A 14,874-nucleotide genomic window follows, 5' to 3' on the forward strand; every position below is an offset into this window, starting at 1 on the left:
TTAAAATTCCCAACCGCTCATGAAAACTGAGAAGGAAAAAATGTTGGCAGGAGAGCCTTACCAGGCCTTTGACCCTGTACTGGTTGCAGAAAGGCAGGCAGTTAAAGAACACATCTTTAAGTTCAACAACCTGCCTCCTTCCGAAGTAGAAAAACGGAATGAGATATTAAAGCAGCTTTTGGGGAGCATGGGAGACAACTACTATTTTGAGCCGCCTTTTCGCTGTGACTACGGCTATAATATTGAGATAGGGGATAATTTTTATACCAACTACAATCTCGTGGTGTTAGACTGCGCCAAAGTGAGCATCGGGGATTCTGTACTTATTGGCCCTAACGTGGGGATTTTTACTGCAGGACATCCGTTACACCACGAAATCAGAATTCAGGAATGGGAACATGCATATCCTATTTCCATTGGGAATAAGGTTTGGATTGGAGGGCAGGTAGTGATCAACCCGGGGGTAAGTATTGGGGAGAATTCGGTTATTGGTTCGGGCAGTGTGGTGACCAAAGATATTCCTTCCAATGTCTTTGCAGCCGGCAATCCGTGTAGAGTGATAAGAGCGATTACTGAAGAAGACAAAAATTCCTACCTGCCGCCTCAAAAAGCTTAGAAAAAGACTTTAGGAATTTCATCTGCCGTTACTCCCCAAATTACGGGTAATAAAAAGTAGATGATAAGAGTGATGATCAGAATAGACAACAGGTTCATCCAAATACCTGCCTTTGCCATGTCTTTTATGTTTAGGTGTCCCGACCCAAAGACCACTGCATTGGGAGGTGTAGCCACGGGCAACATAAAAGCGCATGATGCAGCTAAAGTGGCCGCTACAAGTAAAAAGTAAGGGTGAATATGCATTGCAAGCGCCATGGGAGCTAAAATGGGCAGTAGCATGGCGGTGGTTGCAAGGTTAGAAGTGACTTCGGTAAGAAAATTCACGGCCGTTACAAGTACCAGTACCAAAAGGATGAGAGGCAGGTTCTCAAGGCTGCTAAGCTGCCCTCCAATCCACACGGCTAGGCCGGTTTCCTCGAAAGCTTTTGCCAAAGCCATTCCTCCTCCAAAGAGAATGATGATCCCCCACGGAATTTTCACCGCATCTTCCCATACTAAAAGTCGGCCCTTATCTTTACCCGACGGCAGCATGAAGAGCACTATCCCGGCAAAAATGGCAATAATGGTGTCATCTATAAACGGGATTACAGGCTGTAATAAAAACGATCGGGTGATCCAGCCTAAAGCCGTGAGTATAAAAACAGCGAGCACCATTTTTTCCTGTCGGCTCATGGCTCCCAGTTCCTTCAGCAGTTTTGAAATCTCGGCTCTTCCTCCGGGGAGTTTCATGCCTTTTAGGTCAAAGGCAAATGTGGTGAGGTATTTCCAGGTGAGCGCCAGCAGCATTATGGAAATAGGCAACCCGAGTTTTATCCATTGGTAAAAGCTGATCTCAATTCCGTAGAATTTTTGAACCACCCCGGCCAGCACCAGGTTAGGCGGGGTTCCAATTAAAGTGGCAATTCCCCCAATAGAAGCGCTGTAAGCAATAGACAGCATGAGCGCCTTTCCAAAAATGGCTTTTTCATTGCGCTCTGTTTGTGGGTCATCCCATAACTGGGCAATGATCGCAGCCCCAATGGGCAGCATCATTACGGAAGTAGCCGTGTTGGAGATCCACATAGACAAAAAAGCCGTGGCTATCATAAATCCGAGGATGATCAGCTTTAAATTGGTACCAATAAGGCTTATAATGCTAAGGGCAATTCTTCGGTGCAGCTCCCACTTTTCAATCGCAATGGCAAGGAGAAAGCCTCCCAGGTAAAGAAAGACAAATTTATCTCCATAAGCCGCTGTGGTTGCACCAATAGATAAAGCTCCCGTAAGTGGGAACAGCACAATGGGCAGTAAGGCAGTAACTGCGATAGGCACCACTTCGCTCACCCACCAGAGTGCCATCCAGATGGTGACACACAACACCTCCCAGGCCAAGGGCGGCATAGATTGCGGGGGTGCTATTGCCTGTAGGGACAAATAAATTGCCGGCCCCAGGAAAAGCATGATCTTTTTAAAAGAGATCTTCATTTTAGATAAGCATTAATCTCAGGCAGAAAATACAGGCACAACCCCAACCTTCAGCACAATTCCTGCCAGCCTTCCGCTACTTTAAATTTATGAATTAAGGAGCAAAAATACTTCAGTAAAAGGCTATTTTTCAGCAATTAAGCTACGGAAAAATTTGAATTGCGATATTAAAATTCATTTTTCAACTGAAGCTCAGCATCCCGCAAATATTTGCTTCTGAAATCCATGAAACCAGAAGGGTAAAAAGTGCCGGTTACTGACAGTGGTCATAAAAAAGAGACTATAGTGTCCTTATTTTTGTTACCTAAACTGAAATTAGGAACCATGTTTTCAAAAGCCTGCGAGTATGCCATAAGGGCAACTATCTTTATTGCTTCAGAATCTGAGAAAGGGAGAAGGTCAAGCCTCAAAGACATTGCACGGGAGATTGATTCCCCCGAAGCTTTTACGGCAAAAACCCTTCAGAAGTTATCGCGCAGCGGCATCATCATTTCCACAAAAGGAGCCCATGGCGGTTTCCAGGTGGAAAAAGAAAAACTTGCAAGCATCAAAGTTTCCCAAATCGTGCTGGCTATAGATGGAGACAAAGTCTATACCCGCTGCAGCCTTGGGCTGCACAACTGCAGCGAAGACCACCCCTGCCCTTTTCACTCCCGTTTTAAGCCTGTGCGCAACAGCCTGAAGGAAGTCGTGGAAAAAACAAGCCTGCAGGATCTCACTACCGGACTGGTTTCGGGAGATACTTTTTTGAAAATTTGAATCCCCAGATGATAATTTATGACAGTAAGCACACCGCCTGAATTTACGTTACAAGAGGAACTGGCTCAACTAAAAAAAGAAAAGAATGCGGTAATCCTGGCACACTACTACCAGGAACCCGAAATACAGGAAGTTGCTGATTTTATTGGCGACTCACTCGAACTGGCAAAGAAAGCGGCTGAAACACCGGCCGATATCATCGTGTTTGCCGGGGTACATTTTATGGCTGAGACCGCAAAGATCCTGAACCCCTCAAAAAAGGTACTTTTACCCGACCTTAATGCCGGCTGCTCCCTTGCCGATAGTTGCCCGCCAAAAGCCTTCAGGGAATTGAAAAAGCAATATCCAGATCATGTAGTGGTGACCTACATTAACTGCTCGGCCGAAATAAAAACCCTTAGCGATATTGTTTGCACCTCTTCAAATGCCGAAAAGGTGATCAACTCCATTCCGCCCGAAAAGCCCATCATATTTGCGCCCGACAAGAACCTGGGAAAATACCTTATGCAGAAGACCGGCCGAAAAATGCTGCTGTGGGATGGTGCCTGCATAGTTCACGAAGCCTTTTCGCTTGATAAATTGCTGGAATTGTACGGGCAGCATCCTTCGGCAAAGATCATAGCGCACCCCGAATCTGAAGATCACATCTTAAAAGTGGCAAATTACATAGGCTCTACCTCGGGCATGCTCAACTTTGTTAAGAATACCGAACACGACACTTTTATCGTAGCCACCGAAGCCGGGATACTTCACCAAATGCAAAAAGATGTTCCCTGGAAAACGCTTATCCCGGCTCCTGCCAAAGAAGACAACACCTGCGCCTGCAGCGAATGTGCATTTATGAAAATGAACACCCTAGAAAAGCTTTACAACTGCCTCGCAGAAGAAACCCCCGAAATAACACTTTCTCAAGACCTTATGAAAAAGGCCCTGCGGCCCATTGAACGCATGTTAGAACTTTCTTAGATGACAACAGATGTACTGGTAATAGGATCGGGAGTGGCAGGCTTGAGCTTTGCCATAAAAATTGCAGAAGCCCGGCCAAGCGTTCGGGTTGCTGTTATTTCCAAAGAAAATATGCAGGTCTCCAACACCGCCCAGGCCCAGGGCGGCATTGCCGTGGTCTTAGACCGCGTGCAGGACAGTTTTGAGCTGCACGTGCAGGACACCATTGAAGCCGGGCGCAGACTCAATGATGCTGAAGTGGTTAAAATGGTGGTATCTCAGGCCCCCGAAAGACTTCTGGAACTCATGGCCTGGGGCACTTCTTTTGACTCCGGAAAGAACGGAATTCTCGAGCTGGGGCTGGAGGGCGGCCATTCCCGCCGCCGGATTGTGCACCATCGCGACCTTACCGGGTTTGAAATTCAGCGCAAGCTGATCTCTCATGCAAAATCGCTCCCCAATATCCACTTTTACGACCACTATTTTGTGGTAGACCTCCTGCTGAATGCCGAAAAAGACAGGTGTATGGGGATCTATGCATTGAATAAAATAACTTCAGAAAAAACCAGGATCACCTCAAAAATCACATTTTTGGCAAGCGGGGGTTGCGGGATGGTCTTTGGCAATACTACTAACCCAACTGTCGCCACGGGTGATGGCGTGGCAATGGCCTGGCGTGCCGGGGCGGCAGTAAAGAACATGAATTACATACAGTTTCACCCCACGGCCCTGTACGAAGCAGGTAAACACCCGCTTTTCCTTATTTCTGAAGCGGTTCGGGGTTTTGGAGCTTACGTGGTGAACCACAAAGGCAATAGGTTTCTCTATAAAACCGATTCGCGCGGAGAGCTCGCCACCCGCGATATAGTCTCTGAGGCCATAGTGAAAGAACTAAAAAATTCGGGAGAGAAACACGCATTCCTTGATTGCCGCCACCTCGACCAGGAAAAGTTTGCAGCCAAATTTCCCACTATAGTTTCCTACTGTAGCTCGATTGGGATCAACCTGGCCACAGAGCTTATCCCCATTGTACCCGCAGCCCATTACCAGTGCGGGGGCATTGAGGTAGACCGGCAGGCAAAGACTTCGGTGAAGCAGCTCTACGCCTCGGGAGAGTGCGTTCATACCGGTCTCCACGGTGCTAACCGGCTGGCATCAAATTCGCTGCTCGAGGCCCTCGTGTATTCACATGAAGCCTATAAAACCGTGACGCACGAACTGGACCTTCTCCCTGCTCCCCGGCATTTTGAGGAGATTTCGGAAGAGACCTCTTCGGAAGAAGCAGATGATGAGATCATTGCCAGCCTTAGGCAGCGGCTAAACGAGATTATGGATTATGACCTCCTGCATTCGGCGCCAAAAATGGCAAAATTAGAAGCCCTTGAAAAACTTCGGAATATGCAGGACATGCTGGAAAACTACCGGCCTTTCAATTTAGGCACAGTGGCCTTTTACGAACTTAGAAATATGGTGCAGATCGCCGTATTAATCCTGAATGATGCCATAGATCATTACCTCTCAAAAAAGGGAATTTCTGAAGGCATTTTTTAGAAGACCCCTTCAGCTGAAACAGATTTTAGTATACTTGTAAAAAATCAGCACCTGTAAAATGCCATTTGTAAGACGAAAAACAGCTTCTTCCATTAGAAAAGCTCACAGGTACCTTGGGATCTTTCTGGGAATCCAGTTTTTAATGTGGACCATTAGCGGAATGTACTTCAGCTGGACAGACATTGATGAGATTCACGGCGACCACTTCAGAAAAACCCGTTTACAAAATCCTGCATTTTCGGGGCTCACAGGAATTTCTGAACTGGCTCCCAGCCTGAACATCAACTCCCTTCAGCTAAAAGATATAGCAGGAGAACCTTATTACTGGGTCAACAATGAAAAACTAATCCACGCCCGAAGTGGAGCGCAAAAGCAGGAAGTTTCTGAAGAAGAAGCAGTAGAAATTGCTAGAAAACACATGCTCGACAGGATGAAGATCACTGGAATTGAAAAAATCACAAAAACCGGAGCTCATCATGAATACCGAGCTGGCCCCTTACCGGCTTACGTTATTTCATACGCCGGGCAGGATGAGGTAAAAGCCTACATTTCGGCCGCTGATGGCAGTTTTAAATCGGTACGCCATAAAGACTGGCGTTGGTTTGATTTTTTGTGGATGACCCACACGATGGATTACGACACCCGCGATAACTTTAACACGAATGTTTTACGCGCATTTTCCCTCCTGGGTTTAATCACCGTTTTAAGCGGTTTTCTTTTATGGTTCATTTCATCGACCAGCATGATGAAACTCTTTGGAAAGAAAACAAAAGTTCGCAAATAATAAAACGGCTTCTAAATTGAGAAACAGCTCCTTTTTGCTGCCAAGAAAAACTTCGGAAGAATTGGAATATACCCTAGCTTTTAAAAATTCCAAATATCACTCCTTTTTTTTCTGAAAATATTTCCTGATATGCCTTTTCACATACAGGAACCTCCCAATACCAATCAACAGAATTACAGGTGCAATCACAAGAAGGAAAATTCCGAGGTCGAACATCTCCTGCAGGGCTTCTACCCTTATAATTGCCACTCCCGAGCTCAACACCACGATAAAAGTCCTGAGGTACGCCAGGAAGGTGCGCTCATTGGCCATGCGGGTACGGTCTATTGCCAGCCAGTCACGGGTGATAAGATCTTCTTTAACCTGTACATTTTTCCGTGATGTCTTCATATTGCCGAACTTTGGGATCGCTTCAGTAAAAACAGTTTTTAAGGGACTTCAAGAGTGGATTTCTGAAACCTGAAACCCATTGACCATAAAGGTAAACATTAAGCCTCTCAAAAAGGGTAATTTCAGCTTAATTTAAGGAAGCACATGAAGATAGATGGACATAAAATGGCAAAAACTTCCCAGCAAAACGCACACGTGAAAAATTGCGTGGTTGTAGTTTATCCTGCTAATGCTGTAGAGTATTGCACCAACCGTGTATGCGAGTCCGCCGCCTAAAAGCCACCACAGGCCGGGCCCCGAAAGGTTTTCCATAAGGGGTTCAATGGCAAAAACGATCACCCAGCCCATACCAACGTAGAGCAAGGTAGAAAATATCTTAAAGCGGCCGGTGAAGAACAGCTTTAAGATTGTACCCAACAGGGCGATGGTCCACACCACGCCCAGGATGATCCAGCCTGTACGCCCCTGCAGCGTTACCAGGGCAAAAGGCGTGTAAGTGCCCGCGATAAGGATGAAAATTGCAATGTGGTCAAAGACTTTAAAAGTAAACCTTTTTCGAAGGTTTGTGGTGCTGTGATAAAGCGTGGAGGCCGAATAAAGCAGGATGAGCGAAGCCCCAAAAATGACAAAACTGAGGCACAATTTCGCATCATCAAATTTGAGGGCTTTAAAGATTAACAGAAAAAGCCCCACCACACTTAAAACCAGTCCGGCGGCATGGGTAATTACGTTTAAAAACTCCTCCCGGGGAGCGTAAAATCTAATCTTTACAGGCTTTTTCATGGGGGTTCATTCTTCCGTAAAAATACGCCTATCTGCGAGCTTTTTCAAGCGCTTCCCGATAACAATCGACAGAAATTTCTTTCGAGTATCAACACCCTTAGCAGTAAATTCTCGATGAAAAACAATTTTAAGCAGGTAACCGACTTAAAATGAAGAAAAAAACTTGCAGAATAATTTTTTTAGCTTAATTTAGCTTCCTCATTTTCAGACTACTTAGCGTCTATGGATCTAATCACAACTCTAGTTGCTTTAGAAGTAATTGCCTCTAAATTCCTACTTTCTTACATCGCATCCTTTTCATCGGCTACTTCTTATGAAGAGAACAACCCGCTACTTAGGTTCGTGTTTAGAAAGCTGAAAGTTGATGACGACCAGTGGATTTCCTTCTTTTGCACGGTACTTCTTGTCGGGGTTTCTTTGTACCTGCTCAGTTCGGTTTATACTGCGCCTGCTTATGCTGCAATGTTCATTCTGGCAGGCTTTTACACTACCGTACTCAACCTTGGCGCAGCCCACGGCAGTTATTTTCAAAAGACCAACTTTATTACCCGCAGATTATTGAGGTAACTTTTGAAGGATTTTTCTTCGGAAAAATTTCCAATTATTTCAGCTGAAGATGTAAGCTTCAGAAATAAGGGCTGCCAAAAATGGCATTTTCAGCCGGAAGTTTTTCCGAAGAGAACCGCATCTAAAAGCTGAAATTCATCTTCCGAAGAAAAAGCACGCACAGCCTGAACCCTGTTATTTTGAAGCAGTTTTGTGGGCGGGATTAGCTTCAAAAGGTGGTTTTCTCGCGGTAAAAAGCCCTGCTCCTATCTCAAAAATTCCCAGCACCAAGAAAGGCCAGATGAGTTGATCTGAAAATCCAAAAAGCCAGGGAGAGACGGCCAGCAGCAAGCCGCCCAAAATATCAAGCACCAGGTGGGTTTTCATGGCCAGGATTTTGAGCAAGCCCAGTTCATAATCTGTGATAAGGCTGTAGAGAATCACTCCCGCGCCCAAAATGACGAGTAAAGTGGAAGCTGCCTCGGGAATTACCGGGTGTAACGGCAGCAATATTAACAGGAGGCCCATAAGATAATCGAGGTAAGCGTGAACTTTTGTACTTAGCATAAGGTTCTGTTTTTTTTTGATTTACAACCTCAATTTCAGAAGTTTATCTATAAAAAACTAATAACTTAACAGAACTTTGTAATGCTGAAAAAAGAATATTTTGAAGTAAAATTTTACATCCGAAGTTTATGAAAGCCAGAATTTATCTTTCCAGGCTTCTTCAGAAAAAGAGATATTAGCGTGGTATTTTTTCAGGATTTCAAGATCATCTGCGTGAAGGTTTTGAGCAAGTTCTTTGTACAAAACCCGCTCTTCAAACCTGATGTAGGTAGCCAGTTCTTCTTCCAGTAAATTGAGCACCCTTTCGTTATCACAATCGCAACTAAGCAGTTTATGGATGCGCCTGTGATTGGCCAGGGCTTTTTTAACGCGCACATTGTTGCCCAAAAGAGGGAAAATGTGCTGCTCTTCCAGTTCAAAATGAGGGTCTAGAAAATTAGTTTTAAACCAGTTGGTATAAGTTCTTATCCGCTTTTTTGGAATATTGTTTCGCAGGCCAATCCTGATGTTTTCACAGAGCTGAAGTACCTGCCGGTGTTCTGCGGACAAAGGCTCTAAAGCCGGGTATTTTGCTGCCATCTTATTATTTTTTGCGATTCCAGAAATGATCCTGCCAGTCATCGTCGGAAAAAGGCTGGGCGTGATGCTCTCTTTCAATTTCCTCAAATTGCCCTGGGCTTGCTATTTTTTGAACCTCATTGAACACCACGCGCTCTTCAAACCTTATATGTTTATCAAGCTCTTCTTCAATGAGGCTCAGCGATTTTAGAATATGGATTTTTTGATCAAAGAGCCTCCTCAACCTGCGGTGCTCGGCCAAAGCTCGTTTTACCAACAGGTCTTCACTGCCTAACACCGGAAAAACGAACTTTTCTTCAGCTTCAAAATGCGGATACAGGTATTCGTTCTTAAACCAGTCGGTATAACTTTTCATGCGCCGGGGTTCAATATTTAGCTTTATTCCCTGCCGTATCTTCCAGGTGAGCAGCAGGCCGTGGTGGTGGTCGCGACTAAGGGGTTTGAGTGATTCGTGGCGTTTTATGGGTTTCTTTTTTTCCATAGCTTGTGGTTGGGATAAAATTTATACTTAACTGAATCCTTCAGCATTATTTTGGCTGCTTCGGAAACTTTCAAATGTTTTTGAGCTTCAGAAATGAAGATCAAAATCTTAATTAGGACAAATATGTCCAATTAAAAACAACTCACTTATGAGGCGGGTCATATTCAGCCTAATGCGTCTTAGCCTGAAGTATTTACAACAAGTAAAGTGAAAGTTTTAAATTCCCAGCTTTTCCAGGAATGGTTTTTTCTGGGCCTTGCTGGTATGAAGGAGTCGGCCGTCGGCCATTTTTGCATCAATTTCACCATATTCAGAATGCACCAGCTCTTTCACGTGATCAAGGTTGACAATTGCAGAACGATGAATTCTGAAGAACAGGTTGGGATCGAGGATTTCGTCAAGGGCACAGAGGGATTCCCTGAGCAAATATTTGTGGTTCGGAGTGTAAATTTCGGCATAACAGCCCGAGGATATGATGTACAGAATATCCCGTGGATCTAACAGAATGGTGGTATTTCCCTGCTTCACCGGGATTTTAAAGATTGTGCCGGTAGAGCGGTTGTTGTAAAAACCCAGCAGATTCTGGATCTTTTCGTCTATGTCTAATTCTTTGGGCAGCCCCGTATTTAATATTTTTGAAACGGTTTTATAGAACCGCTCTTCTTTAAAAGGTTTTAAGAGCAGATCGCAGGCATTGGCGTCAAAAGCTTTACAGGCATCGGGAGTATTAGCAGAGAGAAGGATGATGACCGGCCGGGGAACAATCCTAATTTTATCGAGCACACTAAAGCCGTCCATATCTTTAAGCTCCAAATCCAGAAAAATCACCTGGGGTTTTAGGGAGTTGATTTGCTCAACGGCAGATATTCCACTAGAACATTCTCCCAAAACTTCTATTTCCGGAACCTTGTTGAGAAGGTTGATCACCCGCTTTCTCGCGAGGGCTTCATCGTCTATTATTAAAGCTTTCAAAGGGCGAAGCTTTTTTGAAATTACTTCTTCAAATTTACGTTTTTTGCCCCTAAAATGGAAGAAACAGGACAGAAAAAACCTTTTAATTTTGCCCTTTTTGGCTGTTAAAAATCAAAGAATATGTAGTGCTAAACCTGGAACTTACAGCGTAATCGTTGCACGGGAAAAGGGGCTAGATAACTTCGCCTGCCTAACGGCAGGCAGGCTGCAAGAACCCCTTGCCTCCTGTAAAGTTTATTTAACTCGACAATACTGATAAAAAATTTGAGACTGTCAAAAAAGCCATTCACACCCCTTCATCCCTGCTATTGCAGAGACCCTGCACCTTTACAGGTGCAAAATGAATTTCTTCTTTGGCAGTCTCTATTCGAGCCTCAACTATCAACTTTTAAATGCTCGCAACTTCTACAGCTTCTGAGTCGTTTACAGCTATTTTCAGGTTTTGTACCTCATCACCTTTTTCAAGACGGATTTTGTAGTATTCTTCCTGCACAATTCCTTTTCTACCTTTTGCAACATGCACATTACGGGTCATGTTCCAGCCTTTATACTGACGGTAAACTTCCTTTTGCAGATCTATAGGCAAAAGCACATCTTTTAACCTGTAGGAAAGCATGAGGAGATTTCCTTCCTTGCAGTATTTGGCCTTCATTTTACCTTTGGTACTTTTTATCTCTAACTGGTAATGTCTGTTCTTATCATCCCGAACGAGATCAAGAAAAGCTTCTATATTACAATGTTTTTCGAGAAAAGCGACGGGGTCTTCTTCAAATTCTCCTGCGTATTTTTCTTCAACTTTAAATATGTAATCGGCCCCGTCTACGGTAACTTCCGGTAACAAAGGCTCGAATCCCACACGGGCTTCACCCAGTTCGGTAAATTGCGCGTTAAGGATTCCTGCCCACATTAAAACGACAAGGGAAATAAAAAATCTTTTCATGACAACAGCTTTAAATGGTTACTATTACAACGTTTTCGCTTTAGCTTTTTAACGTTAGAATTTTGGGCAAATTTACGGCAGAAAACGCCCTTTTTGAGGGCTAATGATATCAACAGCCCGAAAGCTGTAACCGGTAACCACAAAGAGTATATGAAAATTGAATTAACGAAAACGAATTCGTGGATAAAAAAAACAAGTTCTACAGGGCCGGCAAATACTCCTTTTTTTAAAAAAAAATTTTCAAGGAAGCTCTTTTCAGGATTAAAAACTGAGATATGATTCTGCTAATTTACGGAGGCTTTAGATTTAACCTTCAGCCACTTTTTCTTTGCTGGCTTAGACCTTTAAACAAGAAAAGCGATGCCTTCGCACCGCTTTTTAAACTTGTCGGGATGACAGGATTTGAACCTGCGACCCTACGCCCCCCAGACGTATACGCTACCGGACTGCGCCACATCCCGAATTGGAAGTGCAAATTAAGCAGCTTATTTCCAATTTTCAAAGGGAAAATGAGCTTTTTCCAAGTCTTTCTTTTCACTGTACTAATTATAGATCGCAAATGAACAGAAAATGAGGCCAGTACTCACGGCAGGCTTTTGTGTCATTTTTAATTCGTATTCAAAATTTTGCCTTAGTTTAGCTTCTTTGTCTAAAGAAGCCTCCCAATATGAAGAAGTACTTCGTTTTTTTCCTGTTGATTTTCCTTCAGCATTCCTGCAAAAGTCCGAAAGAACCTCAAACTTTATCCATTTCAGCAGAAAGCGGCTTAATTGCCGAACATGCAATGGTTGTTTCGGCACGCAAAGAAGCTTCAGAAATAGGCCTGGAGATCATTAAACAGGGTGGTAATGCCTTTGATGCCATGGTGGCTACAGAGATGGCTTTGGCGGTGGCATATCCATACGCGGGTAATCTTGGAGGTGGCGGCTTCATGGTGTACCGGCTCAACAATGGCGAATCTGGCGCCCTCGATTTTCGGGAAAAAGCCCCACTGCGCTCTCACCGGAATATGTACCTGGACAGCATTGGGAAGGTAGCTCCTCAAAAAAGCCGTTTTGGGAGCATGGCTGTGGGAGTGCCGGGAACTGTGGCCGGAATTTTTGCCGTACATGAAAAATTTGGCAGCCTGCCCATGAAACACATCCTGGCACCGGTGATCAAACTGGCGCAAACTGGCTTTGTGGTCACTCCTAAACAGGCAGCTTCTCTCGCGCAGCACAAAAATGCCATCGTTAAAGCCAATCATCAAAATATACTTTTCGCCAAAGCTCATGATGCAGGAGACAGCATAAAAAATCCTGCTTTGGCTGCAACCCTTAAAAGACTTGCTGCAAATGGCAGGGAAGAATTCTATTCGGGTGAAACTGCGAAAAAATTAGTGCAATTTCTTCAAAAGAAAGGCGGAATCATCAGCATGGAAGATCTTGCCGCTTACCATGTAAAATGGCGTGATCCTGTAATCTTCCAATATGATGACCTTAGGGTGCTCTCCATGTCTCCTCCCTCAAGTGGCGGCATTGTGATGGGACAAATCATGAAGATGATTGAACCTTATCCGCTGCACGAGTATGGGCATAATTCAGTAAAAGCCATTCAGGTACTCACGGAAGCAGAACGAAGAGCCTATGCCGATAGAAGTTTTTTCCTGGGGGATCCCGATTTTGTTGAAATCCCCACAGAAAACCTTCTGAGTGATGAGTACCTGAATGAACGCATGAGCAGCTTCAGCTTTAAAAAAGCAACTCCTTCCGAAGAAATTGGCCACGGAAATATTCAGCTTACAGAAAGTATGGAAACCACCCACTACTCTATTGTTGATGCCGAAGGGAACGCGGTTTCGGTCACTACTACCTTAAACGGGGCCTACGGGTCGAAACTTTATGTAGATGAACTGGGCTTTTTTCTCAATAATGAAATGGACGATTTTAGCGCAAAACCGGGAGTGCCTAATATGTTTGGGCTCATTGGGGCCGAAGCCAATGCCATAGCCCCCGAAAAGAGAATGCTTAGCTCCATGACGCCTACTATAGTTGAAAAAGAAGGCCGGCTGTGGATGGTTCTTGGTTCTCCGGGAGGTTCTACTATTATCACCTCGGTAATGCAAACCATTCTGAATGTTTCTGAGTTTGGCATGGGTATGCAGCAGGCGGTGAATGCGCCGCGTTTCCACCACCAGTGGCTACCCGATGAAGTGCGTTTTGAACCCCATGCTTTCTCCGAAACCACCCTCGGTTCCCTGCGCAAAAAGGGCTATCATATTGAAGTGGGAGAATCGACCATTATAGGCAAAGTAGACGCCATACTGGTCTTGCCAAGCGGCAAACTCGAAGCCGGAGCCGATCGCCGCGGGGATGATGCAGCAGCAGGTTTTTAAAGCCTTATCGTTGAGTTTATCAAATATTAATGGGCTACGGAAATTAGAGTGGAGTCAAGGAACTAATGCAACTACACCCGAAGCTATAAAAGTTTTTTTAAAACTGTGCAAAACCCAAAGGTTTTAAATATTTTCACAGAGTAGTTTATAAATACATACATTGAATAAGAAGAAAATTTACTTCAGTAAAAAACACTAACTGTATTTTTCACAACAACAACAACAGCTTACACAGTAAAATGAATAAAATTCAGGTCGGTTTTTTAATGTCTTATGATTACCGGTTACTCAAAACCTCCCTTCCATTGGTGTACAGCGACGCCGATGCTATCTTCATTGCACTCGATAAGGATTTAAGAACCTGGACGGGCAGCAAATTTGAGGTTGAAAATGCCTTTTTTGACTGGCTTGATACTTTCGACACAGAAAATAAGATCAGTATTTACAGGGATGATTTTTTCCTGCCTAACCTCTCACCTATGGAAAATGAGGTAAGAGAACGAAAACTGCTCGCGTCAAAAATGGGAATTGGAAACTGGCTTATCCAAATAGATGCTGATGAGTATTTCGTTGATTTTAAAAATTTTGCTGAAGCCCTGAGATTGCGCAACTCTTATCTCAAAAACCCCAAAAAGAACCAGATCCAGATTGCAGGTTACTACATCAACCTTTATAAATACACCGAAAAAGGCATTTTATATGTATCAAAAGCCCGAAATCAAAAATTCGCCACCAATTATCCCAGTTACCGGACCGGAAGAAACACCAGGCAAAGGGTGATCTACGTTCCGAACATTGTGATACACGAATGCCTGTCGCGAACCGAAGAGGAAATCAAAACAAAATTTACCAACTGGGGCCATTCCCACCAGGTAAATACAGAAGCTTTTCTCGCAAAGTGGAAAAAGATCAACGCATCTAATTACAGGGAATTTGAAGATCTTTTTTATCTCGAACCCGAAAAGTGGAAAAGGCTCGATTATACAGAAGGTGAGAATATGACTGAAATTATTTCAAACCTCAACTCCTTAGAATTATTACCCTCCAAAACCCACATTTTAAGCAAGAATTTTGGACAGTGGTTTAAATTCTTATTTTAAACAAAACTCTTCTCATACCTG

Annotated in this window: 16 protein-coding genes and 1 tRNA gene; 8 read left to right on the top strand and 9 right to left on the bottom strand. The window is 43.9% G+C overall.

What is annotated here, in order from left to right; genetic code table 11:
• Positions 1-19: 19 nt before the first annotated feature.
• The gene (locus JRG66_RS00240) at positions 20-616 is read left to right on the top strand and encodes a sugar O-acetyltransferase (RefSeq protein WP_265163728.1); all 597 of its coding nucleotides are present in this window, start codon (positions 20-22) and stop codon (positions 614-616) included.
• On the opposite strand, the gene JRG66_RS00245 is transcribed toward JRG66_RS00240, so the two are convergent.
• Positions 613-2,082: an SLC13 family permease gene (locus JRG66_RS00245; RefSeq protein WP_265163729.1), complete on the bottom strand. Its 1,470-nt coding sequence runs from the start codon at positions 2,080-2,082 to the stop codon at positions 613-615. The genes JRG66_RS00240 and JRG66_RS00245 overlap by 4 nt on opposite strands.
• A 324-nt stretch (positions 2,083-2,406) precedes the next feature.
• On the opposite strand from JRG66_RS00245, the gene JRG66_RS00250 reads away from it, so the two are divergent.
• Genes JRG66_RS00250 through JRG66_RS00265 form a run of 4 tightly spaced genes read left to right on the top strand, consistent with a single transcriptional unit; the run spans position 2,407 to position 6,121 of the window.
• Complete coding sequence (locus JRG66_RS00250; RefSeq protein ID WP_265163730.1) at positions 2,407-2,841, top strand: RrF2 family transcriptional regulator; 435 nt, start codon at positions 2,407-2,409, stop codon at positions 2,839-2,841.
• Between the two features lie 18 nt (positions 2,842-2,859).
• On the top strand, positions 2,860-3,807 hold the full coding sequence (gene nadA / locus JRG66_RS00255; protein WP_265163731.1) for a quinolinate synthase NadA: 948 nt from the start codon (positions 2,860-2,862) through the stop codon (positions 3,805-3,807).
• A complete protein-coding gene (gene nadB, locus JRG66_RS00260; protein ID WP_265163732.1) occupies positions 3,808-5,337 on the top strand; it encodes an L-aspartate oxidase in 1,530 nt (509 codons plus the stop codon).
• 58 nt (positions 5,338-5,395) lie between these two features.
• Positions 5,396-6,121, top strand: coding sequence for a hypothetical protein (locus JRG66_RS00265; RefSeq protein ID WP_265163733.1), 726 nt, complete (start codon positions 5,396-5,398; stop codon positions 6,119-6,121).
• Positions 6,122-6,217: 96 nt separating this feature from the next.
• Here JRG66_RS00265 and JRG66_RS00270 read toward each other — a convergent pair whose 3' ends face one another.
• Both JRG66_RS00270 and trhA read right to left on the bottom strand, forming a co-directional pair.
• On the bottom strand, positions 6,218-6,511 hold the full coding sequence (locus JRG66_RS00270) for a DUF202 domain-containing protein (RefSeq protein ID WP_265163734.1): 294 nt from the start codon (positions 6,509-6,511) through the stop codon (positions 6,218-6,220).
• Positions 6,512-6,643: 132 nt separating this feature from the next.
• The gene (trhA, locus tag JRG66_RS00275; RefSeq protein ID WP_265163735.1) at positions 6,644-7,294 is read right to left on the bottom strand and encodes a PAQR family membrane homeostasis protein TrhA; all 651 of its coding nucleotides are present in this window, start codon (positions 7,292-7,294) and stop codon (positions 6,644-6,646) included.
• A 222-nt stretch (positions 7,295-7,516) separates the two neighbouring features.
• On the opposite strand from trhA, the gene JRG66_RS00280 reads away from it, so the two are divergent.
• On the top strand, positions 7,517-7,861 hold the full coding sequence (locus JRG66_RS00280; RefSeq protein ID WP_265163736.1) for a hypothetical protein: 345 nt from the start codon (positions 7,517-7,519) through the stop codon (positions 7,859-7,861).
• A 174-nt stretch (positions 7,862-8,035) separates the two neighbouring features.
• Here the strand turns inward: JRG66_RS00280 and JRG66_RS00285 are convergent, their stop codons facing one another.
• The 6 genes from JRG66_RS00285 to JRG66_RS00310 all read right to left on the bottom strand — a co-directional run bounded on the left by JRG66_RS00285 (position 8,036) and on the right by JRG66_RS00310 (position 11,840).
• Positions 8,036-8,407, bottom strand: a complete 372-nt coding sequence (locus JRG66_RS00285) for an SPW repeat domain-containing protein (protein ID WP_265163737.1) — start codon at positions 8,405-8,407, stop codon at positions 8,036-8,038.
• A gap of 126 nt (positions 8,408-8,533) precedes the next feature.
• Positions 8,534-8,986: a hemerythrin domain-containing protein gene (locus JRG66_RS00290; protein WP_265163738.1), complete on the bottom strand. Its 453-nt coding sequence runs from the start codon at positions 8,984-8,986 to the stop codon at positions 8,534-8,536.
• Between the two features lie 4 nt (positions 8,987-8,990).
• Complete coding sequence (locus JRG66_RS00295; protein ID WP_265163739.1) at positions 8,991-9,467, bottom strand: hemerythrin domain-containing protein; 477 nt, start codon at positions 9,465-9,467, stop codon at positions 8,991-8,993.
• A gap of 216 nt (positions 9,468-9,683) precedes the next feature.
• Positions 9,684-10,439, bottom strand: a complete 756-nt coding sequence (locus tag JRG66_RS00300; protein ID WP_265163740.1) for a LytR/AlgR family response regulator transcription factor — start codon at positions 10,437-10,439, stop codon at positions 9,684-9,686.
• 388 nt (positions 10,440-10,827) lie between these two features.
• Positions 10,828-11,379 (bottom strand): hypothetical protein, encoded by a 552-nt coding sequence (locus JRG66_RS00305; protein ID WP_265163741.1) that lies wholly within the window; start codon positions 11,377-11,379, stop codon positions 10,828-10,830.
• A 387-nt stretch (positions 11,380-11,766) separates the two neighbouring features.
• A tRNA-Pro gene (locus JRG66_RS00310) sits at positions 11,767-11,840 on the bottom strand.
• Positions 11,841-12,046: 206 nt separating this feature from the next.
• Here JRG66_RS00310 and ggt point away from each other — a divergent pair.
• Entirely contained in the window at positions 12,047-13,753 is a 1,707-nt protein-coding gene (gene ggt / locus JRG66_RS00315) for a gamma-glutamyltransferase (protein WP_265163743.1), read from the top strand.
• Between the two features lie 239 nt (positions 13,754-13,992).
• Positions 13,993-14,853, top strand: a complete 861-nt coding sequence (locus tag JRG66_RS00320; protein ID WP_265163744.1) for a hypothetical protein — start codon at positions 13,993-13,995, stop codon at positions 14,851-14,853.
• Positions 14,854-14,874 lie beyond the last annotated feature (21 nt).

This window comes from Salinimicrobium tongyeongense, from assembly GCF_026109735.1.
Taxonomy (GTDB): Bacteria; Bacteroidota; Bacteroidia; order Flavobacteriales; family Flavobacteriaceae; genus Salinimicrobium; species Salinimicrobium tongyeongense.